23 protein-coding genes and 1 other RNA gene are annotated in these 24559 nt (G+C 69.2%); 15 read left to right on the forward strand and 9 right to left on the reverse strand.

The annotated features are described in order from the left end of the window. Positions 1-12 precede the first annotated feature (12 nt). Together ABFO07_RS09535 and ABFO07_RS09540 are read right to left on the reverse strand one after the other, a co-directional pair. Entirely contained in the window at positions 13-444 is a 432-nt protein-coding gene (locus ABFO07_RS09535; RefSeq protein ID WP_059567268.1) for a YidB family protein, read from the reverse strand. 79 nt (positions 445-523) lie between these two features. Further along, positions 524-1135, reverse strand: a complete 612-nt coding sequence (locus ABFO07_RS09540; RefSeq protein WP_060149896.1) for a ComEA family DNA-binding protein — start codon at positions 1133-1135, stop codon at positions 524-526. Positions 1136-1409: 274 nt separating this feature from the next. Between ABFO07_RS09540 and ABFO07_RS09545 the strand changes: the two genes are divergently transcribed. Next, positions 1410-1862 (forward strand): MerR family transcriptional regulator, encoded by a 453-nt coding sequence (locus ABFO07_RS09545; protein WP_059809418.1) that lies wholly within the window; start codon positions 1410-1412, stop codon positions 1860-1862. Next, the gene (locus ABFO07_RS09550) at positions 1846-2253 is read left to right on the forward strand and encodes a carboxymuconolactone decarboxylase family protein (protein ID WP_059567262.1); all 408 of its coding nucleotides are present in this window, start codon (positions 1846-1848) and stop codon (positions 2251-2253) included. The genes ABFO07_RS09545 and ABFO07_RS09550 overlap by 17 nt, the downstream gene beginning before the upstream one ends. A 13-nt stretch (positions 2254-2266) precedes the next feature. Here the strand turns inward: ABFO07_RS09550 and ABFO07_RS09555 are convergent, their stop codons facing one another. Next, positions 2267-4189: a sigma-54-dependent Fis family transcriptional regulator gene (locus tag ABFO07_RS09555; protein ID WP_059809415.1), complete on the reverse strand. Its 1923-nt coding sequence runs from the start codon at positions 4187-4189 to the stop codon at positions 2267-2269. Positions 4190-4677: 488 nt separating this feature from the next. Between ABFO07_RS09555 and ABFO07_RS09560 the strand changes: the two genes are divergently transcribed. The 5 genes from ABFO07_RS09560 to lipA all read left to right on the forward strand — a co-directional run bounded on the left by ABFO07_RS09560 (position 4678) and on the right by lipA (position 10017). Next, positions 4678-5742, forward strand: a complete 1065-nt coding sequence (locus ABFO07_RS09560) for an ATP-NAD kinase family protein (protein WP_060149897.1) — start codon at positions 4678-4680, stop codon at positions 5740-5742. 154 nt (positions 5743-5896) lie between these two features. Beyond that, on the forward strand, positions 5897-6880 hold the full coding sequence (locus ABFO07_RS09565) for a thiamine pyrophosphate-dependent dehydrogenase E1 component subunit alpha (protein WP_059567259.1): 984 nt from the start codon (positions 5897-5899) through the stop codon (positions 6878-6880). A 44-nt stretch (positions 6881-6924) separates the two neighbouring features. Continuing rightward, on the forward strand, positions 6925-7929 hold the full coding sequence (locus ABFO07_RS09570; protein WP_059987261.1) for an alpha-ketoacid dehydrogenase subunit beta: 1005 nt from the start codon (positions 6925-6927) through the stop codon (positions 7927-7929). A gap of 4 nt (positions 7930-7933) precedes the next feature. Beyond that, positions 7934-9049 (forward strand): acetoin dehydrogenase dihydrolipoyllysine-residue acetyltransferase subunit, encoded by a 1116-nt coding sequence (locus tag ABFO07_RS09575; RefSeq protein ID WP_059567254.1) that lies wholly within the window; start codon positions 7934-7936, stop codon positions 9047-9049. Between the two features lie 2 nt (positions 9050-9051). After that, positions 9052-10017, forward strand: a complete 966-nt coding sequence (gene lipA / locus ABFO07_RS09580) for a lipoyl synthase (RefSeq protein WP_059959064.1) — start codon at positions 9052-9054, stop codon at positions 10015-10017. Between the two features lie 47 nt (positions 10018-10064). Here lipA and ABFO07_RS09585 read toward each other — a convergent pair whose 3' ends face one another. The 6 genes from ABFO07_RS09585 to trxA all read right to left on the reverse strand — a co-directional run bounded on the left by ABFO07_RS09585 (position 10065) and on the right by trxA (position 16590). Then, positions 10065-11429: an MATE family efflux transporter gene (locus ABFO07_RS09585; protein ID WP_059809404.1), complete on the reverse strand. Its 1365-nt coding sequence runs from the start codon at positions 11427-11429 to the stop codon at positions 10065-10067. Between the two features lie 2 nt (positions 11430-11431). Next, on the reverse strand, positions 11432-13261 hold the full coding sequence (locus tag ABFO07_RS09590; protein ID WP_124490592.1) for an ArnT family glycosyltransferase: 1830 nt from the start codon (positions 13259-13261) through the stop codon (positions 11432-11434). 145 nt (positions 13262-13406) lie between these two features. Next, positions 13407-13670 carry a type B 50S ribosomal protein L31 gene (locus tag ABFO07_RS09595; RefSeq protein ID WP_059567246.1) on the reverse strand — a complete coding sequence of 88 codons (264 nt, stop codon included), beginning with the start codon at positions 13668-13670 and terminating at the stop codon, positions 13407-13409. 157 nt (positions 13671-13827) lie between these two features. After that, positions 13828-14661: a zinc-dependent peptidase gene (locus ABFO07_RS09600; RefSeq protein ID WP_059567244.1), complete on the reverse strand. Its 834-nt coding sequence runs from the start codon at positions 14659-14661 to the stop codon at positions 13828-13830. 145 nt (positions 14662-14806) lie between these two features. After that, positions 14807-16069, reverse strand: a complete 1263-nt coding sequence (gene rho / locus ABFO07_RS09605; protein ID WP_006478662.1) for a transcription termination factor Rho — start codon at positions 16067-16069, stop codon at positions 14807-14809. A gap of 194 nt (positions 16070-16263) precedes the next feature. Beyond that, positions 16264-16590 carry a thioredoxin TrxA gene (gene trxA / locus ABFO07_RS09610; protein WP_006402348.1) on the reverse strand — a complete coding sequence of 109 codons (327 nt, stop codon included), beginning with the start codon at positions 16588-16590 and terminating at the stop codon, positions 16264-16266. A gap of 372 nt (positions 16591-16962) precedes the next feature. Between trxA and ffs the strand changes: the two genes are divergently transcribed. From ffs to ABFO07_RS09650, 8 genes are all read left to right on the forward strand, one after another. Continuing rightward, positions 16963-17061, forward strand: an RNA gene (ffs, locus tag ABFO07_RS09615) — signal recognition particle sRNA small type. Positions 17062-17177: 116 nt separating this feature from the next. Next, positions 17178-19532, forward strand: coding sequence for a DNA polymerase III subunit gamma/tau (gene dnaX, locus ABFO07_RS09620; RefSeq protein ID WP_347466999.1), 2355 nt, complete (start codon positions 17178-17180; stop codon positions 19530-19532). A 94-nt stretch (positions 19533-19626) separates the two neighbouring features. Further along, on the forward strand, positions 19627-19953 hold the full coding sequence (locus ABFO07_RS09625) for a YbaB/EbfC family nucleoid-associated protein (RefSeq protein WP_017332240.1): 327 nt from the start codon (positions 19627-19629) through the stop codon (positions 19951-19953). 31 nt (positions 19954-19984) lie between these two features. Then, complete coding sequence (recR, locus tag ABFO07_RS09630) at positions 19985-20581, forward strand: recombination mediator RecR (protein WP_017332239.1); 597 nt, start codon at positions 19985-19987, stop codon at positions 20579-20581. Between the two features lie 52 nt (positions 20582-20633). After that, positions 20634-21839 carry a CaiB/BaiF CoA transferase family protein gene (locus ABFO07_RS09635; RefSeq protein WP_347467002.1) on the forward strand — a complete coding sequence of 402 codons (1206 nt, stop codon included), beginning with the start codon at positions 20634-20636 and terminating at the stop codon, positions 21837-21839. Positions 21840-21956: 117 nt separating this feature from the next. Further along, the gene (gene surE, locus ABFO07_RS09640) at positions 21957-22718 is read left to right on the forward strand and encodes a 5'/3'-nucleotidase SurE (RefSeq protein WP_059567238.1); all 762 of its coding nucleotides are present in this window, start codon (positions 21957-21959) and stop codon (positions 22716-22718) included. Further along, positions 22715-23653, forward strand: a complete 939-nt coding sequence (locus ABFO07_RS09645; RefSeq protein ID WP_059882712.1) for a protein-L-isoaspartate(D-aspartate) O-methyltransferase — start codon at positions 22715-22717, stop codon at positions 23651-23653. The genes surE and ABFO07_RS09645 overlap by 4 nt, the downstream gene beginning before the upstream one ends. A 5-nt stretch (positions 23654-23658) precedes the next feature. Next, complete coding sequence (locus tag ABFO07_RS09650; protein WP_059567235.1) at positions 23659-24549, forward strand: peptidoglycan DD-metalloendopeptidase family protein; 891 nt, start codon at positions 23659-23661, stop codon at positions 24547-24549. The last annotated feature ends 10 nt before the right edge of the window (positions 24550-24559 follow it).

Here is a 24559-nt window from a genome sequence, read left to right on the forward strand (position 1 = left end):
GCGCGCCGGGGCTCAGCCCTGCTTGTTGCCGCCGAACATGCCGGCGAGCTGCGTCAGCGTGCCGAGCACGTTCGACGTGTCGAGCTGGCCGCCTGCCGGCACTTCGCCGTTCGGCGTCGCGCCGTTGATCACGTGCGGCAGCACTTGCGCGAGGATGCCCGACACCTGGCCGGGGTCGATGCCGACCTTGCTCGCCAGCGCGCCGACCGCGTCGGAGCCGAGCACGTTCTGCAGCGTGTCGGGCGAGATCGGCTGGTTCTCGCCGGTGCCGACCCACGAGCCGATGATGTCGCCGGCGCCGCCGGCCTTGAACTTCTCGATCAGGCCGTTCAGGCCGCCCGGCTGGTTATTGACGAATTCGAGCGCCGCCATGAGCAGCGCGCTTTGCGAGTTGCCGCCTGCCTGGCCGCCGATCAGACCGCCGACGATGTCGAGTAGACCCATGATTCTTCACCTTCACTGAAAGGGCGCCGCGTCGGCGGCGCCCGTTTGACGATGCCGCGCGCAGCGCGCGCGGCGCACCTCAGGCGCCCGACGCCGCGGCGGCGGAGGCAGCCTTGTCCCTCTTGCTCTTCTTCTTCGAGCCCTTCGTCGCCTTCGCGGCCGACGCATCGGCCGGCGCGCTGGCGCTCGCGCTTGTGTCCGCGGCCGGCGCCGAAGCGGCCTTGCCCTTCTTCGACGCACGCTTGGTCTTGGCCGGCTTCGACGCCGCTTCCGGTGCGCTGGCGGCCGGTGCCGTCGTCGCGGCCGGCGGGGTGGTCGCGGCGCCGGTCGTCGCCGGGGCCGTCGTGGCCGGCTTCGTCGCCGGGGCTGCCGTGCCGGTGGTCGCGGCCGGCTTCGATGCCTTCACGCCCTTCGGCGGGGTCGACGAGCCGCCGATCGTCAGGCCGTTTTCCTCGAGGTGCGCGACCGATTTCGTGCCGAGCCCCTTCACGCGGTTCGCGAGATCGTCGGCATCCTTGAACGGGCCGTTCTTCGTGCGCTCGTCGATGATCGCCTTCGACTTCACGGGCCCGAGGCCCTTGACGGCTTCGAGCGCGGCCTGGTCGGCCGTGTTGACCTCGACGGCCGCGGCGAAGGCCGCGGTCAGCGACAGCGATAGCGCGACGAACAGCATCAGCAGCTTCTTCAGCATGGCAAAGGCTCCCTGGTTCTGACGGATGAATGGCTGTTGCAACGGACGACGGATGGCGCGAGGCCGGGTGTCGCCGTTAAGCATAGGACAAATGCGTGCCCTTTTTAAGACAGGCTGTCCCAATCTTGCTGAACGCGTGCGCCGCTGTAAAGGGTACAGGCCGCGTCAGGCAGCGGTTTTGACGATGTTTGACGGAATCTCCGCGCCGATTCGCGCTGGCCAGCAAAAAGCCGTTGACTTAGAGTGAGCTCTAAGTCCTAACCTCGAGCATGTCATGTCACCCGAATCGAAATCTTCCGCCGCCGGCGCACTGACGATCGGCCAGGTCGCCGAACTGATGGGCGTGTCGACGCACACGTTGCGCTACTACGAACAGGCCGGCCTGCTGCGTGCAATCGTGCGCACGCAGGCCGGACACCGGCTCTACGCGCCGATGGACCTCGACTGGCTGCGCTTCGTGATGCGCCTGAAGGCGACCGGCATGCCGATCGCGCAGATGCAGCAGTTCGCGGCACTGCGCGCGCAAGGCGAGCCGACGCTCGGCGCGCGGCGCGAACTGCTCGTCGCGCACCGCGACGCGGTGCGCGCGCATATCGCGGAACTGCAGGCGAGCCTCGATGTGATCGGCGAGAAGATCGCCTATTACGAGACGGCGGAGCGCGAAGCGGGGCGACAGTCGACATCCTCTCAACCGGAACAGGACACACGCCATGGAACGACTCGCTGAAGACCGCTATACGCGCGGCTGGAACAAACTGAAGGAAATCGACGGCGCGGCGGGCGAACGCGTGATCGCGGCGCTCGAGCCGATCGCGCCGGATTTTGGCCGGCTGCTGATCGAGTTCGCGTTCGGCGACGTCTACAGCCGGCCGCAGCTCGACCTGAAGGCGCGCGAGATCGCGACGATCGCCGCGCTCGCGGCGCTCGGCAACGCGCAGCCGCAATTGAAGGTGCACATCGAGGCGGCGCTGAACGTCGGCTGCACGCGCGACGAGATCGTCGAGGTGTTCATGCAGATGGCCGTCTACGCAGGCTTTCCGGCCGCGCTGAACGCGTTGTTCGCCGCGCACGAGGTGTTCCGGCAGCGCGATGCGCAGCCGGACGCGCACGCCGCATGAACGGAGCCGGTCGTCACGCGCGATGCGGCGCGACGATCCGGTGCTTTGCGATGCGCCGGTACAGCGTCGCGCGCGAGATGCCGAGCGCCTCGGCCGCCGCATCGGGCCGCCAGCGGTGCGCGGTCAGCGCGGCGACGATGCGGCCGCGCTCGTCGTCGCGCAGCGCGCCGGCCGCGCCCGGCGCGAGCCGCGCGGCGAGGTCGGCCGGCAGGTCGCGCAGCGTCACGCGCGCCGCGTCGCATACCGCGCACGCATAGCGCAGCGCGTTGCGCAATTGCCGCACGTTGCCGGGCCACGCGTACGAGGCGAGCTGCTCGGCGAGCGCGGCGTCGAGCGTCAGCACGTGCCCCGTCGCGTGCGCTTCCTCGGCGAACACCGCGGCGATCACGTCGCGGATGTCGGCCCGTTCGCGCAGCGGCGGCAGGTCGAATACCGCGCCGCTCAGCCGGTAATACAAATCCTCGCGGAACGCGCCGGCCGCGACCATCTGCGCGAGATCGCGATGCGTTGCGCAGATCACGTCGAGGTCGACGCGCACCGGCGTATCGCTGCCGAGCGGCACGACCTCGCCGTCGGCGAGCACGCGCAGCAGGCGGGTCTGCAACGACAGCGGCATGTCACCGATTTCGTCGAGGAACAGCGTGCCGCCGTCCGCGAGCGCGAGCTTGCCGCGCGCGCCGTGCTTGCGCGCGCCGGTGAACGCGCCGGCCGCATAGCCGAACAGCTCGCTTTCGATCAGCGCTTCCGGCAGCGCGCCGCAATTGACTGCGACGAACGGCCGCGTGCGCCGCGCCCCCGCGTCGTGGATCGCACGCGCGAACACTTCCTTGCCCGCGCCCGTTTCGCCGAGCACCAGAATCGGCAGCCGCTTGCTCGCGACACGCAGCGCGAGCGCCGCGTGCCGCGCGATGCGCGCGTCGCTGCTGTGCAGGAACGGCGTCAGCGCGCCGACGTGGCGCTCGGCGGCCGTGCCAGGCCGGCGCGACGCGGCGCCGGCCGTGTCGCGCGCGCTGCCCCGCAGCGGCGCGCGCAAGCGCGCATAGAGCGGCGCGCCCGTCGCGCGCAGCCGCAGCGCGACGATCGCGTCGAGCTGCGCGGCGTCCCGCAGCGGCAGGTCGGCCGAATCGAAGATCTCGTCGATGTGGCGCGGTTCGCGCAGCTCGGGCAGTGCGTCGCGCGCGTGGCGGTTCGCGGCGACGATGTTGCCGCACGCGTCGAACGCGATCAGCCATTCGGGCTGCGCCTCGACGTAGTGACGGTTCGGATGACCGAACAATATCCAGTGCTGCGCCAGGCTGTGCAGGAAGTAGCCATCCTCGATCAGCGCCGCGTGCTGTCGCACGAGCTGGTAGACGAGGCGCTGGCTGTCGCGGCTGTCCGGCGACTGCACCGCGGACGCATCGAGCACGCCGATCAGCTCGCCCGTCGGCGCGAAGATCGGTGCGGCGCTGCAGGTGAGCGTCGTGAATGCCGCGCGGAAATGATCGGTCTTGTGCACGGTGATCGGCGCGAGATCCGTCAGCACGCTCGCGACGCCGCAGGTGCCTTCCTCGCTCTCCGACCAGCACGAGCCGATGTGCAGCCCCGCATGACGGAAGTCGGCGCGGCGCTCGCGGTCGATCCGGTAGTCGATCGTCACGCCGTGCGCGTCGGTCAGCATCACGCAGTAGTCGGCGACGCGGATCATGTCGTGCAGGCGCGTCAGGCACTGTCCCGACGCGCGCAGGAACGCCTCTTCCTTGTCGCGCACCTCGCGCAGCGCCGCGGCGGTCAGCACGCGCGGCCCGATCGACGACGCCGGATCGAGCCGGTAGCGCTCGAGCGAGCGCTGCCACGACGACACGAGGCGCGACGAATCGGCCGGCGCGGGCAGGCGTCCGGCGAGCGCACCGAGCACCCGGTCGGCGTGCCGGGTCTGGGGAACGGCGTAGGGCATGGTCGGCTCCGGCTCCGTACGGCAGGGGATTCGACGGTTTTGTAGCACATCCGTGCCGGCCGATCACATTGCATCGCAGCACGAAACACGCGTGAGACGTTCGTCTCACCGGCATCTCGGGCGGATGAGACGCGCGACGGCATGCGCCGCGTGCGTGAGCCGGAGCGGCGCGGGCCGCGCCGCGCCTGATCGCATGCGGGTCGGCGGGGGCGTGGCGGCTGGCGGCGCAAGTGCGATGGCAATCGGGGGCGCATGCCGATGCGTGAGACACGCGGGCCATCGCGCATCGCGCGATCGCGTCGGTGCGCCGCGTGCCGGTCGCCCGCTGGCCCGCCACGCCGACGTCTGCGCGCGATCGATGCACGTTGCAAGCGCGATGGCACGGCGCTTGCAGATATCCCGGGCAGGACCGGCGCATCCGTGCCGGCGACGACGATCCGCAGCCCACGATGGCGGCGGACGTCCTGCATGGGACAGGAGACAAGCCCGTGACGACCCCCATTACCGTCGGCGTGATCGCGAATCCCGCATCGGGACGCGACATCCGCCGCCTCACGACGCACGCGTCGGTGTTCCCGACCGCGGAGAAGGCGAACATGGTCGTGCGCCTGCTGGCTGGCCTCGGCGCGGCCGGCGTCGAGCGCGTGCTGACGCTGCGCGACCGCACCGGCATCGCGACGCTGCTGCTGCGCGCGCTCGACACGCATCGGGCCGTCGCGCCGCATGAGCGCTGGCCCGAAGTCGAATTCGCCGATCTGCCGATCACGGACAGCGTCGCCGATACGCATGTGGGCGCGGCGTGGATGCACCGGATGGAGGTCGCACTGATCGTCGTGCTCGGCGGCGACGGCACTCATCGCGCGGTGGCCGCGCACTGCGGCGCGACGCCGCTCGTCGCGCTGTCCACCGGCACCAACAATGCGTTTCCGGAACATCGCGAGGCGACCGTCGCCGGCATCGCGGCGGGGCTTGCCGCGACCGGCGCGGTGCCGGCCGACGTCGCGTTCGCGCGCAACAAGCGGCTCGTCGTGCGCTGCGCGGCCGGCGCGCAGGCGGGCCGTGAGGACATCGCGCTCGTCGACGTCTGCGCGGCGCGCCAGCGTTTCATCGGCGCCCGGGCGATTTCCGGGCCCGCCGACATCGACACCCTTTACCTGACGTTCGCGGAACCCGACGGCATCGGCCTGTCGGCGCTCGGCGGCGCATGGGCGCCGCTCGAGCGCAGCGCGCCGCACGGCCTTGCGATGCGCTTTGCCGCGCCGGGCCGGGCCGACGGCACGCCGCTCGTCGCGCCGATCGCACCGGGCCGCGTCGACCGCGTCCTGATGCGCAGCTGCGAACGGCTCGAGCCCGGCGCCTGGCAGCCGATTCCGTTCGAGCACGGCACGCTCGCGTTCGACGGTGAACGCGAGATCGAGGTCGCGCGCGGCGAACGCTACGAGATTGCGCTCGACTGGCGCGGGCCGCTGACGGTCGACGTCGGCCGCACGCTGCGCTACGCGGCGTCGCGCCAGCTGCTGCGCGATGCGGGCTCGCGCGCGTGGCCGCGCTGACCGCGCAGGAGAGCCGCGATGAAGGCGATGAAGGCGATGACGACATCCGGCCGCGATCCGCCGGCCGCGCCGCAACGGCGCTGAACCCATGCAGCACAGCGCCGCCGCGCTCCGTCGCACGGCGGCATTTCAACGATGAATCAAGGAGACAGACATGACCGTTTCGACTCAGCTCGGCAGGGACACGCTGCTGGACGCGTACCGGCTGATGCGCACGATCCGCGAATTCGAGGAGCGGCTGCACGTCGAGTTCGCGACCGGCGAGATTCCCGGCTTCGTGCACCTGTACGCGGGCGAGGAGGCGTCCGCGGTCGGCACGATGCTGCACCTCGGCGTCGCCGACTACGTCGCGACGACGCACCGCGGCCACGGCCACTGCATCGCGAAGGGCGTCGACGTGCACGGGATGATGGCCGAGATCTACGGCAAGAAGACGGGCGTGTGCCACGGCAAGGGCGGCTCGATGCACATCGCCGACCTGTCGATGGGCATGCTCGGCGCGAACGGGATCGTCGGCGCGGGCGGGCCGCTCGTGTGCGGCGCGGCGCTCGCCGCGAAGCACCGGAACACCGGCGGCGTCGGCGTGTGCTTCTTCGGCGACGGCGCGTCGAACCAGGGCGTGATCTTCGAATCGATGAACCTCGCATCGGTGTGGCGGCTGCCGGCGATCTTCGTCGCCGAGAACAACGGCTATGCGGAAGCGACGTCGTCGAGCTGGTCGGTTGCGACCGACAACATCGCGGATCGCGCGAACGGCTTCGGGATGCCCGGCGTGATCGTCGACGGCTTCGATTTCTTCGCGGTGCACGAGGCGCTCGGCGAGGCGGTCGAGCGCGCGCGCGGCGGCGGCGGCCCGACGCTCGTCGAGGTGAAGTTCTCGCGCTATTTCGGGCACTTCGAGGGCGACGCGCAAACCTATCGCGCGCCCGGCGAGGTGCAGAAGCTGCGCGACGAGAAGGATTGCCTGAAGCATTTCGAAGCGCGCGTCGTGCGCGCCGAGGTGCTCACGGCCGACGAACTGCGCACGGTCGACGCGCAGGTGAAGCGGCTGATCGACGACGCGGTCGCCGCGGCGAAGGCGGCGCCGCTGCCGGACGCATCCGACCTGCTGACCGACGTGTACGTGTCGTACCCGTGAGCGCCGCGCACCACGACTGACAGACCGGATTCCAGGAGACAGACATGGCAAGGAAGATCACTTATTCGCAGGCGATCAACGAAGCGCTCGCCCAGGAGATGGCGCGCGACGACCGCGTGATCGTGATGGGCGAGGACAACGCGGGCGGCGCGGGCGCGCCCGGCGAGGACGACGCGTGGGGCGGCGTGCTCGGCGTGACGAAGGGGCTGTTCCACAAGTTCCCGGGGCGCGTGCTCGACACGCCGCTGTCGGAGGGCGGCTACATCGGCGCGGCGGTGGGCGCGGCCGCGTGCGGGATGCGGCCGGTCGCGGAGCTGATGTTCATCGATTTCATGGGCGTGTGCTTCGACCAGATCTTCAACCAGGCGGCGAAATTCCGCTACATGTTCGGCGGCAAGGCCGTGACGCCGGTCGTGATCCGCGCGATGTACGGCGCGGGCCTGCGCGCGGCCGCGCAGCATTCGCAGATGCTGACGTCGCTTTTTACGCACATCCCGGGCCTGAAGGTCGTGTGCCCGGCGACGCCGTACGACGCGAAGGGCCTGCTGATCCAGGCGATCCGCGACGACGATCCGGTGATCTTCCTCGAACACAAGCTGCTGTACACGCGCGAAGGCGATGTGCCCGAGGAGTCCTATGCGATCCCGTTCGGCGAGGCGAGCATCGTGCGCGAAGGCGACGACGCGACGATCGTCACCTACGGACGCATGGTGCACGTCGCGACGGACGCGGCCGCGAAGCTCGCGAAGGACGGCATCCACGTCGACGTGATCGACCTGCGCACCACGTCGCCGCTCGACGAGGAGGCGATTCTCGAGAGCGCGGCGCGCACCGGGCGCGTGGTGGTGGTCGACGAGGCGAATCCGCGCTGCTCGATCGCCACCGACATCGCCGCGCTGGTCGCGCAGCGCGCGTTCCGGTCGCTGAAGGCGCCGATCGAGCGCGTGACCGCGCCGCACACGCCGGCGCCGTTCGCGGGCGTGCTCGAAGACCTGTACATCCCGTCCGCCGACGCGATCGCGCAGGCGGTGCTGAAGACGAGGAGCTGACACGATGTCGATTCACATGATCACGATGCCCAAGTGGGGGCTGTCGATGGAGCAGGGGCAGGTCAACGGCTGGCTGAAGGCCGTCGGCGAGCGGGTGAGCAAGGGCGACGAGGTGCTCGACGTCGAGACCGACAAGATCTCGTCGGGCGTCGAATGCGCGTTCGACGGCACGCTGCGCCGGCAGGTCGCGCAGGAGGGCGACACGCTGCCGGTCGGCGCGCTGCTCGGCGTCGTCGCGGCGGAGCAGGCGAGCGACGCGGATATCGACGCGGCGATCGCCGCGTTCCAGCGCGATTTCACGCCGAGCGCGGCCGCCGACGACGCGGCCGGCCCGCAGCCCGAGAAGGCGCAGATCGGCGGGCGCACGGTCCGCTTCCTGAAGCTCGGCGACGGCGCGGGCACGCCCGCGGTGCTGATCCACGGCTTCGGCGGCGACCTGAACAACTGGCTGTTCAATCACGCGGAGCTTGCCGCGCACCGGCCGGTCTGGGCGCTCGACCTGCCGGGCCACGGCGAGTCGGGCAAGGCGGTCGACTCGGGCAGCCTCGACGAGCTGGCCGACGCGGTGCTGGCGCTGCTCGATGCGCAGCACATCGAACGTGCGCACCTGATCGGCCACTCGATGGGCGGCGCGGTCGCAATGACGGCGGCCGAGCGCGCACCGGCGCGCGTCGCGTCGCTCACGCTGATCGCGAGCGCGGGCCTCGGCCCCGACATCGATCGCGACTATATCGACGGCTTCGTCGCCGGCAACAGCCGCAATACGCTGAAGCCGCATCTCGGCAAGCTGTTCGCGGACGGCGCGCTCGTCACGCGGCAGCTCGTCGAGGATCTCGTCAAGTACAAGCGGCTCGAAGGCGTGCAGGCGGCGCTCGAGAAGATCGCGTCGTCCGCGTTCGACGGCGCGACGCAGCGGCGCGTGTTCCGCGACCGGCTCGCCGCGCTCGCACCGCGCACGCTGGTGATCTGGGGCGAGCGCGACCAGGTGATCCCCGCGCGGCACGCGCAGGGGCTGCCGGGCGGCGTGCGCGCCGAGGTGCTGGCGGGCCGCGGACACATGGTGCAGATGGAGGCGGCCGCCGACGTGAACCGCCTGATCGTCGCCTTTCTCGGAGGCTGACGATGACGGCCGCGCTCGAACGTCCCAGCCTGACGGCGCTCGGCCAGCCGGGCGCGCGCAGCCGCGACAAGCTCGCGCGCATTCCGGTGCGCGTCGAGCCGGCGGCCGGCGCCGCGTTGCCGAAGCCGGCGTGGCTGCGTGCGCGGCCGATGATGAGCGACAGCGTCGCCGCGATGGCGGCGGTGCTGCGCGAGCATCGGCTGCATTCGGTCTGCGAGGAGGCGATGTGTCCGAACATCGGCGAGTGCTTCGCGCAGCGCACCGCGACCTTCATGATCATGGGCGGGCTGTGCACGCGGCGCTGCCCGTTCTGCGACGTCGCGCATGGCCGTCCGGCGCCGCTCGACCCCGACGAGCCCGCGCGGCTCGCCGACGCGGTCGCCGCGCTCGGGCTGCGCTACGTCGTGATCACGTCGGTCGACCGCGACGACTTGCGCGACGGCGGCGCCGCGCATTTCGCCGCCTGCATCGCGGCGGCGCGCGCGCGGGTGCCGGGCATTGGCGTCGAGGTGCTGACGCCGGATTTCCGCGGCCGTGTCGACCGCGCGCTCGATGCGCTGTCGGCCGCCTGGCCGGACGTGTTCAACCACAACGTCGAGACGGTGCCGTCGCTGTACCGCGCGGCGCGGCCGGGCGCCGACTACCGCGGCTCGCTCGCGCTGCTGGCGCGTGCGAAAGCCGCGCATCCGGCGCTCGTGACGAAGTCGGGCTTGATGCTCGGGCTCGGGGAACGCGACGACGAAGTGCGCGATACGCTGCGCGACCTGCGCATGCACGGCGTCGACGTGCTGACGCTCGGCCAGTATCTCGCGCCGTCCGCGCATCACCTGCCGGTGCGCCGCTACGTGAGCCCGGACGCGTTTGCCGCGTGGCGCGACGAGGCGCTGTCGTGCGGTTTCAGGGAGGTGGTGGCCGGCCCGCTCGTGCGTTCGTCGTATCACGCGGCGGAGGTGCTGCGAGCGGCGTGACCGCGTGCCGCCGGGGCGTGCTCGGGCGGCGTCCGGCCGTTCAGGGGTCAGGCCGCCTCGGGCGCGAGCGCCCGCGCGGCGCGGCTCACGCGACGCAGGTAAAGCACGAGCCCGGCGCCCGCGAGCATCAGGCTGATCGTGTTCGCGAACCAGAAGCCGCGCGCGCCGGTCAGCCAGGCGGGCGAGAAGCCGCCGGCGTCGAAGCCGAGCAGGTAGCCGCCGCTGAGCCCGACGCCCCACAGCGCGACCGCGTAGATGACGGTCGGCACGATCGCGACCTTGTACGCGCGCAGCACGAACGCGGAGGTGACCTGCAGCGCGTCGAAGAAGTGATAGCAGGTGACGATCGCGACGAGCGGCAGCGCGGCCGCGGCGACCGCCGGGTTCGGCGTGTACGCGCCGACGATCAGCGGGCGCAGCGCGAACACGATCGCGCCATAGAGCACGGCGACGCCGCCGGCGAGCATCACGCCGTGCCGGCCGAGCAGCCGCGCCTCGTCGGGCCGGCCGGCGCCGAGCGCGCGGGCGACGAGCGTCGACGTGGCGACGCCGATCGACAGCGGCGTCATGTACAGCACGCCGCCGATGTTGCCGGCGATCTGGTGCCCGGCGAGCGTCGTCGTGCCGAACTGCGCGATGAAGAGCGCCATGCAGGTGAAGGAGGTGACCTCGATCAGGTACGACAGGCCCATCGGCACGCCGAGCTTGAGGATCGCCTTCAGGCGCGCCCACGCGGGCCAGCAGAAGCGGGAGAAGATCGCGAGTGGCGCGAACACGTCGAGTTTCGCGAGCAGCGTGAAGCCGGTCAGCGCGAGCGTCCAGTTGATCAGCGTGCTGGCGAGCGCGCAGCCGGGGCCGCCGAGCGCCGGCACCCCGAGGCCGCCGAAGATGAACCAGAAATTCAGCGGAAACTTGAGCGCGAGCGCGCCGATCTGCAGGATCATCGCGAGGCGCGGCTTGCCGGCGGCATTGGCGAGCGCGTTGTAGATGCGGAACACGAGGCTCGCGGGCAGCCCGAACGACAGGATGCGCAGATACGCGACGGTGCGCTCGTGCAGCGCGGCGGGCGCGTGCGCAAGCCGCAGCAGCGGTTCGGGAAAATGCAGCAGCAGGAAGCCGGGCACCGCGAGCATCACGGCGAGCCACAGTGCCTGGCGCACTTCCTCGCCGATCTCGGCGTAGCGCCGCGCGCCGTACAGCTGGCCGGTGATCGGCTGCAGCGCGGACAGGATGCCCGTCAGGCCGATGAAGACCGACACGTAGATCGATGCGCCGAGCCCGAGCGCGGCGAGATCGATCGCGGAGAAACGGCCGACCATCGCGGTGTCGGTCACGCCGAACCCGATGATCGCGAGCTGGCCGACCAGCACCGGCCACGCGAGACCGATGATCCGGCGGAGGTCGGCCAGCATCGTCAATCGTCGGCCTGGCGGCGCGGCGGCCGGCGCTTGACCGGTGTCTTCGGGCGCTCGATGCGCTCGTACAGGCGGAACCGCTCGTCGCGGTCGGCGACGCGCCGGCCTTCCCAGACGAGTCGCCACACGTATTGCGACATCGAGCTGGGTTCGCCGAAATCGGCGCGGTCCTGGCGCAGGATCACATCGCAATCGCCGGAGTAGTCGAAGCGCATGTTGCCGAAATACGCGAAGGTCGCGATCTGCGCATCGCCGAGCCGCACCGGCGCAATGCACTCGTAATCGGACGGCAGGTGGGTGGCGATCTGCTGCGCGACGTCGCGATAGGTGCGGCCGTAGTTGACGATCGGCAGCCACAGCGTCATCAGCAGCACCCACATCAGCGTGGTGCCCGCGCCCGACAGCACGACGCTGCGCCACAGCACCTTCGGCTGGCGCGACACGCGCCAGCGCGCCAGCAGGAACCAGCAGACCGTCACCGTGACCGCGCAGACGAACGACAGCACCTTGAAATGCGGCTCGTAACCGGGCAGGAGCCGGCCGAGGTTGCGCGCAAGCGGGTGCGGGAAGCCGGTGAGCGACGCGAGCCAGACGAGCCACACGAAGCTGCCGAGGATCGTGAAGCTCAACACCGCGAACCAGTCGATCGCGTTGATCGCGCCGCGCTTGAGCGTCGGCAGCGCGAACGTCGCGAGCACCGCGAGCGGCGGCAGCAGCAGCATGTACATGCGGTTCGATTGCTGGCTCTGCAGGATCACGAGCGCGACGAGCGGCACGACGACCGACAGCGGAATCGCGATGTGCGCGCGCCGGCGCAGGCCGGCCCAGCTCCACCAGGCCCAGATCGCGAGCGGCCACGCAGGCCACGTGAAGATCGGCAGGTTCTTTGCCGCATACGCGAGCACGGCGGTCGGCGGGCCAGAGAAGCGCATCAGGCTGCCGTGCACCCACTGGTCGAAGAACCACGCGGCGTCGTCGGGCGCCACGGCGAGCGCGGTGAACACCCACAGCGCGACGATCGCGGCAGCGAGCGGCACGCCGATCGCCGCCACGCGCAGGTTGCGCATGTCGGGCGCGACGAGCCATAGCGCGGCCGTGCCGACGATCAGCGCGACGACCAGCACCGGGTTGCCGGACAGCGCCACGAGGCCGATCGCGAGGCCCCACCACAGCGCGCCCTGGGCAGGCTTGTCGATGCCGCGCACGATCCCGTAGACGAGCATGGCGATCAGCGCGAATTGCGCGAGCTGCGGCGTCGTTTCGTGGCCGCGCTCCGCGAGGCCGAAGCAGGCGAGCAGGATCAGCAGCGCGCCGTCGGCGAGCGTGCGGCCGTAGTCGCGCGGCTCCGGCTCACCGCCGAACGCATACTTGAACGGCTGGACTTCGGCGCGCCGGCCGAGCAGGTAGGCGGCATACCAGACGAACGCGCAGGCGACGCAGAACAGGATTCCGGTGGAGAGGCGCGACGCGTTGCTCGCGTCGACCCAGGGGCCGAGCGCACGGATCCACAGCGCGCCGAACCAGTAGCCGAGCGGCCCGTCGGTCGTAATGAACTTGCCGACGAGATTCGGCAGCAGCCAGTCGTGCCAGCCACCCTTGGCCATCGTCCACATCACGCCGAAGCCTGCCGCGTCCTCGTTTTTCCACGGGTCGCGGCCGAACAGGCCGAATGCCGCGTAGACGAGGCAGAGCGTGAGCAGCAGCCAGCGCGGCAGCGCGCGCGTGGCGGAGGCGGTGAGACGAACGACTGGCTTCATGCAGATGAGCGATTTGTTCTGGGCGCGGCCCGCGCGATGCCGCGCGGCGCGCCGGTTTTGAGCATCCGGCATTGTAGACGCGCTGGCCGTCGCGCGTCTTCGGCGTTGCCCGCGCGCGGGCCGGCGACGCACGGGTGAGCAGAGACGAAAAAGGGCAGCCTGGGCTGCCCTTTGGTGCGGTACCGGTGCATGACTACCACCGGATGCGGTGCGAAGCTTACTTCGCGACCTTGCCGCTGGCGCGTGCGCCGAACTTGTTCTTGAACTTCTCGACGCGGCCGGCCGTGTCCATGATCTTTTGCTGGCCGGTGTAGAACGAGTGCGATTCCGACGACACTTCGATCTTGGCGAGCGGGTAGGTCTTGCCGTCGAGTTCGATGGTTTCGCGCGTCTGGATGGTCGAGCGCGTCACGAACTTGAAGCCGTTCGACATGTCTTGGAAGACGACTTCGCGGTAATCGGGGTGAATGCCAGGTTTCATGATTTTCCTTGGTGAGAGCGGTAGCCAACCCGCCGCTTGCCGTTCCGAACCGCGCGTTGACGCGCGTATCGACAGACGCCAAGCCCGGCGCGAGCCACTTGCCTAAGGTCGAAAAACGGCGATTATGCCAGAAAATCAGACGGTTGACGAATATTTTTCAGGGTGCGTCGAGCGCGCCGGTCTTGGCCGGATCCTGCCGGTAGTAGCGGGCGAGCAGCCGGTACAGCTCCGGGAATTCGGCCTCGAACGCGCGCGGCTGCACGAACAGCGCCTCGCTGCACACGGCGAAGAATTCCGACGGGTGGTCGGCCGCATACGGATCGATCAGCGAATCCCGCTCGAAGCGCGCCCATGCGCGATCCGGCACCGCGTCGACGCGCGCGCAGAAGTGGTCATAGGCGTGCTCGAACACGTCGGCCCACGCCTGCGCGTCGAGGTGCGGCGCATGCCAGCGGCGAAACAGCGGCGGATAGCCGTCGGCCGCGCCGTTGATCATGTCGATCTTGTGCGCGAACTCGTGGATCACGACGTTGTACGCATCGCGGCCGTCGGTCATCTGCGCGTCTTCCCACGACAGGATGACCGGCCCGCCTTCCCACGCTTCGCCGCTCGCGTCCTGCTCGACCTCGTGGACGACGCCGTCCTCGTCCTGAACCGTCTTGCGGATCACGAACTCGCCCGGATACACGACGATTCCGACCCAGCCGTCATACAGCGACAGGTCCAGATTCAGCACCGGCAGGCAGGCTTGCGCGGCGATCCCGACGATCATCGCGTCGGTCAGCTCGAGGCCGTGCGCGGTCGAGAACGACTTCTGCGCGAGGAACAGGCTCGTCAGTTCGCGCAGCCGGCCGAGGTCGCCCGGCGACAGGTGGTCGAGGAACGGCAGGCGCTCGACGGTGTCCTGCCACAGCGCATCGGGGATCGGGTGGCTGCGCAGTGCGCGCTCGCGGCGGCGATGATCGAGCCAGCGGGTCAGTTTCGAAAGCATGGAGGCGGCGAGCGGAGGCCCAGGGCCGGTCGTTTGACTCGGATGGGGCGGATGATAGGTCAACGTGGCCGTTCGCGTACAGGCCACGAAAAAACGGCCGCCGGGCGAAACGCGCGGGCGGCCGTTTGGTCCTTTGCCGGGGCGATTAGCCGCCGCGGCGCATCAGGTCGAAGAACTCGGAATTGCTCTTCGTCTGGCGGATCTTGTCGAGCAGGAATTCCATCGCCTCGACTTCGTCCATGTCGTGGATGAATTTGCGCAGCACCCAGATCTTCTGCAGGATCTCGGGCTTGATCAGCATTTCTTCGCGGCGCGTGCCCGACTTGTTCAGGTTGATCGACGGGTAGACGCGCTTTTCCGCGAGACGGCGCTCGAGGTGCACTTCCATGTTGCCGGTGCCCTTGAACTCTTCGTAGATCACGTCGTCCATGCGGCTGCCGGTTTCGATCAGCGCGGTGCCGATGATCGTCAGCGAGCCGCCTTCCTCGATGTTGCGCGCCGCGCCGAAGAAGCGCTTCGGACGCTGCAGCGCGTTGGCGTCGACACCGCCCGTCAGCACCTTGCCCGATGCCGGGATCACGGTGTTGTACGCACGTGCGAGACGCGTGATCGAGTCGAGCAGGATCACGACGTCGTGCTTCATTTCGACGAGGCGCTTGGCCTTCTCGATCACCATTTCGGCGACCTGCACGTGACGCGTGGCCGGTTCGTCGAACGTCGACGCGATCACTTCGCCCGCGACGGAGCGCTGCATTTCGGTCACTTCTTCAGGACGCTCGTCGATCAGCAGCACGAACAGGATCACGTCCGGGTGGTTCTGCTTGATCGCGTGTGCGATGTGCTGGAGCATCACGGTTTTGCCCGACTTCGGCGACGCGACGAGCAGGCCGCGCTGGCCCTTGCCGATCGGCGCGATCATGTCGATGATGCGGCCCGTGACGTTCTCTTCGCCGCGCATCTCGCGTTCGAGCGACAGCGGCTTGTTCGGGTGCAGCGGCGTGAGGTTCTCGAACATGATCTTGTGTTTCGAGGCCTCGGGCGGCTGCCCGTTGACTTTGTCGACCTTCACCAGCGCGAAGTAGCGCTCGCCGTCCTTCGGGGTGCGAACTTCGCCTTCGATCGTGTCGCCGGTGTGCAGGTTGAAGCGGCGGATCTGCGACGGGCTGATGTAGATGTCGTCGGTGCTCGCGAGGTACGACATTTCCGGCGAGCGCAGGAAGCCGAAGCCGTCCGGCAGCACTTCGAGCGTACCGTCGCCGAAGATCGTCTCTCCCGTCTTGGCGCGCTTTTTGAGAATGGCGAACATCAGCTCCTGCTTGCGCAGGCGGTTCGCGTTTTCGATCTCGAGGCCATTGGCCATTTCGATCAATTCGGACACGTGCAGAGACTTGAGCTCGGATAAATGCATACGGGGATCCCGCCAGGGAAGAGAAGCGACGAAAGAAAAATGGGAGGAGGGCGAGCGGAAGCGCTCAGAGACTTAAATGCGTCTTGTAGACGTTTTTTAATTCTAGCATAGGCCGATTCGCGCTTGAGCGGCCGATCGGCGGCTTTGCGGCGGACGTGTTGCCGGCTGACAACACGTCCGCGAACCCGCGAGAATTACAGGTGGCTGTCGAGGAACGCGGTCAGCTGCGACTTCGACAGCGCGCCGACTTTCTGCGCGGCAGCCGCGCCGTTCTTGAAGAGGATCAGCGTCGGGATGCCGCGCACGCCGAACTTCGCGGGCGTCGCCTGGTTGTCGTCGACGTTGATCTTCGCGATCTGCAGCTTGTCGCCGTAATCCTTCGCGACTTCGTCGAGGATCGGGGCGATCATCTTGCACGGGCCGCACCATTCGGCCCAGAAATCGACGAGCACCGGCTTGTCGGATTTGACGACGTCCTGTTCGAACGAAGCGTCGCTGATGTGTTTGATCTGTTCGCTCATTTGGTCAATACCTCTTTCGGTTCGGGGACTGCCTGCATGGCGCCTGTCGGCGCGCCGGCCGCCCGGCGGGCTGCCGGCCGCTGCGGCAGGTAGCTCCGCTCTCCGGAAAAGAAGGGCGTAAGCGCTGCGTACCGCGGCTCGCGGGTCATTCGGGCGTCATATTAGCCTAAATTGCTATCCGCTGTTGACGGCGATAGTAGCCGCTTCGCGAGTAGGGGCACGATGGCGCCGACGACCGGTGCGCCATGCAGATGGAGGCCGGCACGGAAAATACAAGAGGGCGGCCGCGGCGGCAATCGCATGTGCATTCGTTTGCACATTCGTGTGCATAAACGTTCGCATTCGGCCGTAAGCGGTGTTAGAATGCGACGTGACGGGCCTCCTCGCATGGTGGGCCGGTGAACCTGGTCAGGTCGGGAACGAAGCAGCCACAGCCGTTTTCCGCCAGTGCCGAGGGTCGGGCTCGTCACCTTCCTTCTCGCCCCGTTCGCCGGGCGTTTTTTATTTCCCCTTCTCCTGTTTCTGCACTCGTGTTCCGTACCGTTTCGCGTGTCGGCGCGACGCAGCGTTGCTGATACAATTTCCCGATGACCTATCAAGTTCTCGCACGCAAGTGGCGTCCGAAGGATTTCGCTTCGCTCGTCGGCCAGGAGCACGTCGTCAGGGCGCTCACGCACGCGCTCGACGGCGGGCGTTTGCATCACGCCTATCTGTTTACCGGCACCCGCGGCGTCGGCAAGACGACGCTGTCGCGCATCTTCGCGAAGGCGCTCAACTGTGAAACCGGCGTGACGTCGCAGCCGTGCGGCGTATGCCGCGCCTGCCGCGAGATCGACGAAGGCCGCTTCGTCGATTACGTCGAGATGGATGCCGCGAGCAACCGCGGCGTCGACGAAATGGCCGCGCTGCTCGAGCGCGCGGTGTACGCGCCTGTCGATGCGCGCTTCAAGGTCTACATGATCGACGAAGTGCACATGCTGACGAACCACGCGTTCAACGCGATGCTGAAGACGCTCGAGGAGCCGCCGCCGCACGTCAAGTTCATCCTCGCGACGACCGACCCGCAGAAGATCCCGGTCACGGTGCTGTCGCGCTGCCTGCAGTTCAACCTGAAGCAGATGCCCGCCGGGCACATCGTGTCGCACCTCGAGCGCATTCTCGGCGAAGAGAAGATCGTGTTCGAGCCGCAGGCGCTGCGCCTGCTCGCGCGCGCGGCGCAGGGCAGCATGCGCGATGCGCTGTCGCTGACCGATCAGGCAATCGCTTATTCGGCCAACGAAGTGACGGAGACGGCCGTGTCGGGCATGCTCGGCGCGCTGGACCAGACCTACATGGTGCGTCTGCTCGACGCGCTCGCGGCCGGCGGCGGCCCGGAAATCCTGGCGATCGCCGACGAGATGTCGCTGCGCAGCCTGTCGTTCTCGACCGCGCTGCAGGATCTCGCGAGCCTGCTGCACCGGATCGCCTGGGCGCAGTTCGCGCCGGGGTCGGTGCTAGACGAATGGCCGGAGGCGGCCGACCTGCGCCGCTTCGCCGAGACGCTGAGCCCCGAGCAGGTGCAGCTGTTCTATCAGATCGCGACGGTCGGGCGTGCCGAACTGGGCCTCGCGCCCGACGAGTACGCCGGATTCACGATGACGCTGCTGCGGATGCTCGCGTTCGAGCCCGCCGCGAGCGCCGGCAGTGCGCCGGTCGGCCAGCCGTCCGCGCCGCGCGCCGTGCCGGGGCCGCGTGCGGCCGTGCCGGCGGCTGCCGCGAAGCCGGCGGCGGCAGCGCCTGCCGATGCGATGCGCCAGCCGGCTGCGGCTGCTGTTGCCGCGCCGGTCGCGCGACCGGCTGCCGACGCGCCTGCGCAGCCCGACGATCGTGCCGCTGGCGAGCCGCCTGCCGCTGCCGTGGCAACGGCCGTTCCCGCGGCAACTGTGCCGGCTCAGCCGGTCGCGGCAGTCGACGCGCCCGTGGCTGCGTCCGGCGCCGCCGTTGCGAAGAGTGAGCCGCACGCATCGCCGGCCGAACCCGAATCCCGCGCCGAAGCGGCAGTCGCCGCACCGGCCGAATCCGCGCCGCGCGCCGCGCCGGCGGAACCCGCCGCGCGTCCGGCATCGCGCAGCGGCGGCGCCGCCGCGGCGCTCGACGTGCTGCGCAACGCCGGCATGCGCGTATCGACCGATCGCTCGCGCCCGGCCGCAGCGGCGCAGCCGGCTCCCGCGCCGGCCGCCGCGAAACCGGCCGCGCCGCGTCCCGCGGTGCAGGTGCCCACGCCGCGTGCCGCCGCCCGCGCGCCGCAGCCCGACACGCGTCAGGCGCCGCCGCCGTGGGAAGACATTCCGCCGGACGAGTACGTGCCACTCAGCGCGGACGAGATGTTCGGCGGCCCGCCCGACGACGGTTTCGTGCCGGTCTTCGACAGCGGGCCGGACGACGTGCGTATTGCGCCGAATGGCGCGCCGAAGCCGGCGGAAGCCCGGCCGTCCGCGCCGCTCGACACGCGTCCGCTGCCGCCCGCCATCGCGCTCGACCCGATCGGCTTCGACGGCGAGTGGCCCGCGTTGGCCGCACAGCTCCCGTTGAAGGGCGTCGCGTTCCAGCTCGCGTTCAACAGCGAGCTGACGGCCGTCGATGCGACGACGCTCAAGCTTTCCGTGCCCGTGCCGCAGTACGCGGACGCGGCCCAGGTCGCGAAACTGAAGGCCGCGCTCGCGGATGCGCTCGGCAAGCCGGTCGACGTCGCCGTCGAGGTCGGGCCGGCGCGGCGCACCGCGGCAGCGCTCGACGCGGCCGCACGTGCGGCGCGCCAGCGCGAGGCGGAGCAGGAGATTCACGCGGATCCGTTCGTCCAGCAACTCGTGTGCGAATTCGGCGCCCGCATCGTCGACGGCTCGGTGCGGCCGCTCGCGGATGCCGCCGTGCCGACGGGCGGCGTGCCGCCGACGCTGCATTGAACGAACCGCGCGGCGGCAGGCACAATCACGCCCGTACACATTGGCCGGCACGCGCCGCGTGCCGGTTTTCACACGATCAAGAAGGAGTATTCCCATGTTGAAAGGCAACATCGCCGGACTGATGAAGCAAGCGCAGCAAATGCAGGAAAACATGAAGAAGATGCAGGAGCAGCTTGCGCAGATCGAGGTCGAGGGCCAGTCGGGCGCGGGCCTCGTCAAGGTGACGATGACGTGCCGCAACGAAGTGCGCCGCGTGTCGATCGACCCGAGCCTGCTCGCGGACGACAAGGACATGCTCGAGGATCTCGTCGCGGCCGCGGTCAACGACGCCGTGCGCAAGGCCGAAGCGACCTCGCAGGAAAAGATGAGCGGCATGACGGCCGGCCTGCCGCTGCCGCCGGGCTTCAAGCTGCCGTTCTGAGCGGCGCGTCCGTGTCCTTGCCCGCCGACGCATGAAACAGCCGTCTGCCTTGTCCGCCCTCGTCGAAGCGCTGCGCGCGCTGCCCGGAGTCGGGCCGAAATCCGCGCAGCGCATGGCGTACCACCTGATGCAGCACGATCGGGAGGGGGCGGAGCGGCTCGGCCGCTCGCTGCTGTTTGCGACCGAGCATCTGCAGCACTGCGAGAAGTGCAACACGTTCACGGAAGCGCAGATTTGCGAAGTCTGCAGCGACACGGAGCGCGACCCGACGCTCCTGTGCGTCGTCGAGACGCCGGCCGACCAGATCATGCTCGAGCAGACGATGACCTATCGCGGGCTGTACTTCGTGCTGATGGGGCGGCTGAGCCCGCTCGACGGCATCGGCCCGAAGGAAATCCATTTCGACCGGCTGGTGCGGCGCGCGTCCGACGGCATCGTCAAGGAAGTCGTGCTCGCGACCAACTTCACCAACGAAGGCGAGGCCACCGCGCATTATCTCGGCCAGACGCTGAAGGCGCGCGGGCTCGCGGTGACGCGTCTGGCGCGTGGCGTGCCCGTCGGCGGGGAGCTGGAATACGTCGACGCGGGCACGATCGCGCGCGCGATGCTCGATCGCCGCACGATGTAACGCTTCGGTGGCCGCCGTTCTGGCGGCGCCGTTCCTCATCCCAGGGAGACACATGAGCACCAGCCAGGGCCCGCTCGCGGGCGTCAAAGTGCTCGAGTTCGGTACGCTGATCGCGGGGCCCTTCGCGTCGCGGCTGTTCGCCGAATTCGGTGCGGAAGTCATCAAGATCGAGGATCCGAAAGGCGGCGACCCGCTGCGCAAGTGGCGCAAGCTCCATCCGGAGGCCGGTGGCACGTCGCTGTGGTGGTCGGTGCAGGCGCGCAACAAGAAATCGGTCACGCTCAATCTGAAGTCGGACGCCGGAAAGGCGATCGCGCGCCAGCTCGCGCGCGAGGCGGACATCGTGATCGAGAATTTCCGCCCGGGGCTGCTCGAGAAGCTCGGGCTCGGCTACGACGTGCTGTCGGCCGACAATCCGGGCCTCGTGATGGTGCGCCTGTCCGGCTACGGGCAGACCGGCCCGTATCGCGACCGGCCCGGCTTCGGCGCGATCGCCGAATCGATGGGCGGGCTGCGTCACATCACCGGTTACCCGGAACTGCCGCCGCCGCGCATCGGCATTTCGATCGGCGATTCGATCGCCGCGCTGCACGGCGTGATCGGCGCGATGATGGCGCTGCATCATCGCAACGTGAACGGCGGCGCGGGGCAGGTGGTCGACGTCGCGCTGTACGAAGCCGTGTTCAACATGATGGAGAGCGTCGTGCCGGAGTACGGCGTGTACGGGATGGTGCGCGAGCGCACCGGCGCGTCGCTGCCGGGCATCGTGCCGTCGAACACCTACGCGTGCCGCGACGGCAGCATCGTGATCGGCGGCAACAGCGACCCGATCTTCAAGCGGCTGATGAAGGCGATCGAGCGCGACGACCTCGCCAGCGATCCGGCGCTCGCGCACAACGACGGACGCGTGCCGCGCACCCGGGAAATCGATGACGCGATCGCCGCATGGCTCGCGCCGCGCACGATCGATGCCGCGCTCGAGGTGCTCAATGCGGCGGACGTGCCGGCCGGGCGAATCTATAGCGTCGCGGACATGTTCACCGATCCGCAATTCGTCGCGCGGCAAATGATCCAGCGCTTCAAGCTTGCCGACGGCACCGACATTCCGCTGCCGAACATCACGCCGAAACTGTCCGGCACGCCGGGCGAAACGCGCTGGCTCGGGCCGGCGCTCGGCGAGCATACCGACGAGGTGCTGCGCGGCCTCGGCTACGACGCGCAGGCGATCGCCGCGCTGCGCGAAGCCGGGGCGATCTGAGCCGGGAAGGCCGCCGCAAACGCGTGCCCGCTTGCGGCGGCGCACCGCGTGCGGGCGTGCGTTTGCGGCGGCCCGACTGTCGCTCTCGCGCCATCTTTCCTCGGTTACAATCGCCGCATGCGAATCCTACTCAGCAACGACGACGGCTATCTCGCCCCCGGTCTCGCGGCGCTCCACGACGCGCTGCGGCCGCTGGCCGACCTCACGGTGACGGCGCCCGAGCAGAACTGCAGCGGCGCATCGAATTCCCTGACGCTGTCGCGGCCGCTGTCGATCCAGCGTTCCGCGAGTACGGGTTTCTTCTACGTGAACGGCACGCCGACCGACTCGGTGCACATTGCGCTGACGGGCATGCTCGACACGAAGCCGGATCTCGTTGTCTCGGGCATCAACAACGGCCAGAACATGGGCGAGGACACGCTCTATTCGGGGACAGTTGCAGCGGCGACCGAAGGCATCATGTTCGGCGTGCCCGCGATCGCGTTCTCGCTGGTCGACAAGGATTGGGCGCATCTCGCCGACGCCGCACGCGTGGCCGCCGAGATCGTGCAGCACTATCTCGCGCATCCGCTGCCGGGCCAGCCGTTGCTGAACGTCAACATCCCGAACCTGCCATATGGTGAGCTGAAGGGCTGGAAGGTCACGCGCCTCGGCAAGCGTCATCCGTCGCAGCCGGTGATCCGCCAGGCCAACCCGCGCGGCGAGCCCATCTACTGGATCGGGCCGGCGGGTGCGGCGCTCGATGCGAGCGAAGGCACCGATTTCCACGCGGTCGCAAACGGTTTCGTGTCGATCACGCCGCTGCAGCTCGATCTCACGCATACGCAAATGCTGCCTGCGACGCACGACTGGGTGCGCGCCGGGGGGCGCGCTTCATGAGCGGCGAGCGCGCGAAGCGGTTCCCGCTCGCGCTCGAAGATCTCAAGCGAGCGCCGCGCAAGGCCGAAGGCCGGGCGGGCGAGCGCGCGCAGGACGGTCGCCCGTCGCGCGGCGGCGCGAACGCGCTGGCGAAGTCGGCGGACAAGGCGGGTGGGCCCAGGCCGGCCGCGCCGGCGCCTGTTACACCGAAGGCGCTCGTATCCGGCAAACCCGCCACGCCGAAACCGACGGCGCTCAATCTTGCGCCGCCCAAGCCGGCCGCGTCGAACCTTGCGCTCGCGGGAACGCTGGCGCTGACGTCGGAACGCGTGCGTGAACGGATGGTCGAACGCTTGCGCGCGAACGGGGTGACCGACGCGCGCGTGCTGGAGGCGATGGCCGCGGTGCCGCGCCACATGTTCGTGGATCCCGGGCTCGCGACGCAGGCCTACGAGGATTCCGCGCTGCCGATCGGCCACCAGCAGACGATTTCGAAGCCGTCGGTCGTCGCGCGAATGATCGAACTCGCGATGGCCGGCCGAACCCTTGAGCGCGTGCTGGAAATCGGCACCGGCTGCGGCTATCAGGCCGCGGTGCTGAGCCACGTGGCGCGCGACGTGTATTCGATTGAACGCATCAAGCCGCTCTATGAGCGCGCGAAGCTGAACCTGAGGCCGCTGCGCGTGCCGAATATCCGTCTCCATTACGGCGACGGGCGGGTGGGCCTGCCGTCCGCGGCGCCGTTCGATGCGATCGTGATCGCAGCGGCCGGGCTCGATGTGCCGCAGGCGCTGCTCGAGCAGCTCGCGATCGGCGGACGGCTCGTCGCGCCGGTCGGCGCGCAGAGCGGGCAGCCGCAGGTGCTCACGCTCGTCGAGCGCGTTGCGCACGCGCAGTGGCGGGAGTCGCGGCTTGATCGCGTTTTCTTTGTCCCTTTAAAATCCGGAGTAATTTGAAACCGATGAGTATGTTGCGCGCGATGCAAAACAACCGTTCGAACGAACCGCTCACGCTCGCCCAGCGCGCGATCTGTGTGGCTGCGTTCACTACGCTCCTGGCCGCCTGTGCGACGCGGCTCGACAACGCGCCTGTCGTCGACCGCTCCGGCTCGCTCGGCACGACGCCGGCCGCCCAGCCTGCGGTGCCGCTCGGCCCGCCGCCTCCGGGCTACTACCGTGTGAAGCCGGGCGATACGCTGTACCGGATCGCACTGGAGAACGGGCAGAACTACCGCGACATCGCCGCGTGGAACAACCTGGCAAACCCGAATCAGATCGAGGTCGACCAGTTGCTGCGCGTCGCGCCGCAGGCCGGCGCAACGGCTGCCGGCGTTGCGCCGGGCGCCGCGCCGATCGCGGGCGGCGCTGTCGCCACCGCGCCGCTGAGCAGCGGCCCGGCCACGCCGCCGCGCGGTGCATCGGCGGCGACCGCCGCACCGCCAGCCGCCGCGGCGGCATCGAGCGACACGCCGGCTGCATCGAGCGGCCCCGTGACGTTCTCGTGGCCCGCACGCGGCCCGGTGCTGAACAATTTCGACGACGCGAAGAACAAGGGCGTCAATATCGGCGGCACCACCGGCGAGACCGTGAAGGCGGCGGCGGACGGCCGCGTCGTCTACGCCGGAAATGGGCTGCGCGGCTACGGCAACCTCATTATCATCAAACACGATGCAACTTACCTCACGGCATATGCACACAATCGCGCTTTGATGGTAAAAGAGGGGGACGCGGTGACGAAGGGGCAAAAGATCGCGGAGATGGGTAATAGCGATGCCGACCGCGTGATGCTGCATTTCGAGGTTCGCCGTCAGGGTAAACCTGTCGATCCGCTGAAGTATTTGCCGCCTCAATAACCGAGACGAC

Source organism: Burkholderia stagnalis, from assembly GCF_039848545.1.
In the GTDB taxonomy this organism is placed as follows: Bacteria; Pseudomonadota; Gammaproteobacteria; order Burkholderiales; family Burkholderiaceae; genus Burkholderia; species Burkholderia stagnalis.

Bases quoted from the DNA above. Each gene is read 5' to 3' on its own strand.
- ABFO07_RS09535 (WP_059567268.1), bottom strand. From the start codon at position 444: ATGGGTCTACTCGACATCGTCGGCGGTCTGATCGGCGGCCAGGCAGGC.
- ABFO07_RS09540 (WP_060149896.1), bottom strand. From the start codon at position 1,135: ATGCTGAAGAAGCTGCTGATGCTGTTCGTCGCGCTATCGCTGTCGCTG.
- ABFO07_RS09545 (WP_059809418.1), top strand. From the start codon at position 1,410: ATGTCACCCGAATCGAAATCTTCCGCCGCCGGCGCACTGACGATCGGC.
- ABFO07_RS09550 (WP_059567262.1), top strand. From the start codon at position 1,846: ATGGAACGACTCGCTGAAGACCGCTATACGCGCGGCTGGAACAAACTG.
- ABFO07_RS09555 (WP_059809415.1), bottom strand. From the start codon at position 4,189: ATGCCCTACGCCGTTCCCCAGACCCGGCACGCCGACCGGGTGCTCGGT.
- ABFO07_RS09565 (WP_059567259.1), top strand. From the start codon at position 5,897: ATGACCGTTTCGACTCAGCTCGGCAGGGACACGCTGCTGGACGCGTAC.
- ABFO07_RS09570 (WP_059987261.1), top strand. From the start codon at position 6,925: ATGGCAAGGAAGATCACTTATTCGCAGGCGATCAACGAAGCGCTCGCC.
- ABFO07_RS09575 (WP_059567254.1), top strand. From the start codon at position 7,934: ATGTCGATTCACATGATCACGATGCCCAAGTGGGGGCTGTCGATGGAG.
- lipA (WP_059959064.1), top strand. From the start codon at position 9,052: ATGACGGCCGCGCTCGAACGTCCCAGCCTGACGGCGCTCGGCCAGCCG.
- ABFO07_RS09585 (WP_059809404.1), bottom strand. From the start codon at position 11,429: ATGCTGGCCGACCTCCGCCGGATCATCGGTCTCGCGTGGCCGGTGCTG.
- ABFO07_RS09590 (WP_124490592.1), bottom strand. From the start codon at position 13,261: ATGCCGGATGCTCAAAACCGGCGCGCCGCGCGGCATCGCGCGGGCCGC.
- ABFO07_RS09595 (WP_059567246.1), bottom strand. From the start codon at position 13,670: ATGAAACCTGGCATTCACCCCGATTACCGCGAAGTCGTCTTCCAAGAC.
- ABFO07_RS09600 (WP_059567244.1), bottom strand. From the start codon at position 14,661: ATGCTTTCGAAACTGACCCGCTGGCTCGATCATCGCCGCCGCGAGCGC.
- rho (WP_006478662.1), bottom strand. From the start codon at position 16,069: ATGCATTTATCCGAGCTCAAGTCTCTGCACGTGTCCGAATTGATCGAA.
- trxA (WP_006402348.1), bottom strand. From the start codon at position 16,590: ATGAGCGAACAGATCAAACACATCAGCGACGCTTCGTTCGAACAGGAC.
- dnaX (WP_347466999.1), top strand. From the start codon at position 17,178: ATGACCTATCAAGTTCTCGCACGCAAGTGGCGTCCGAAGGATTTCGCT.
- ABFO07_RS09625 (WP_017332240.1), top strand. From the start codon at position 19,627: ATGTTGAAAGGCAACATCGCCGGACTGATGAAGCAAGCGCAGCAAATG.
- recR (WP_017332239.1), top strand. From the start codon at position 19,985: ATGAAACAGCCGTCTGCCTTGTCCGCCCTCGTCGAAGCGCTGCGCGCG.
- ABFO07_RS09635 (WP_347467002.1), top strand. From the start codon at position 20,634: ATGAGCACCAGCCAGGGCCCGCTCGCGGGCGTCAAAGTGCTCGAGTTC.
- surE (WP_059567238.1), top strand. From the start codon at position 21,957: ATGCGAATCCTACTCAGCAACGACGACGGCTATCTCGCCCCCGGTCTC.
- ABFO07_RS09645 (WP_059882712.1), top strand. From the start codon at position 22,715: ATGAGCGGCGAGCGCGCGAAGCGGTTCCCGCTCGCGCTCGAAGATCTC.
- ABFO07_RS09650 (WP_059567235.1), top strand. From the start codon at position 23,659: ATGAGTATGTTGCGCGCGATGCAAAACAACCGTTCGAACGAACCGCTC.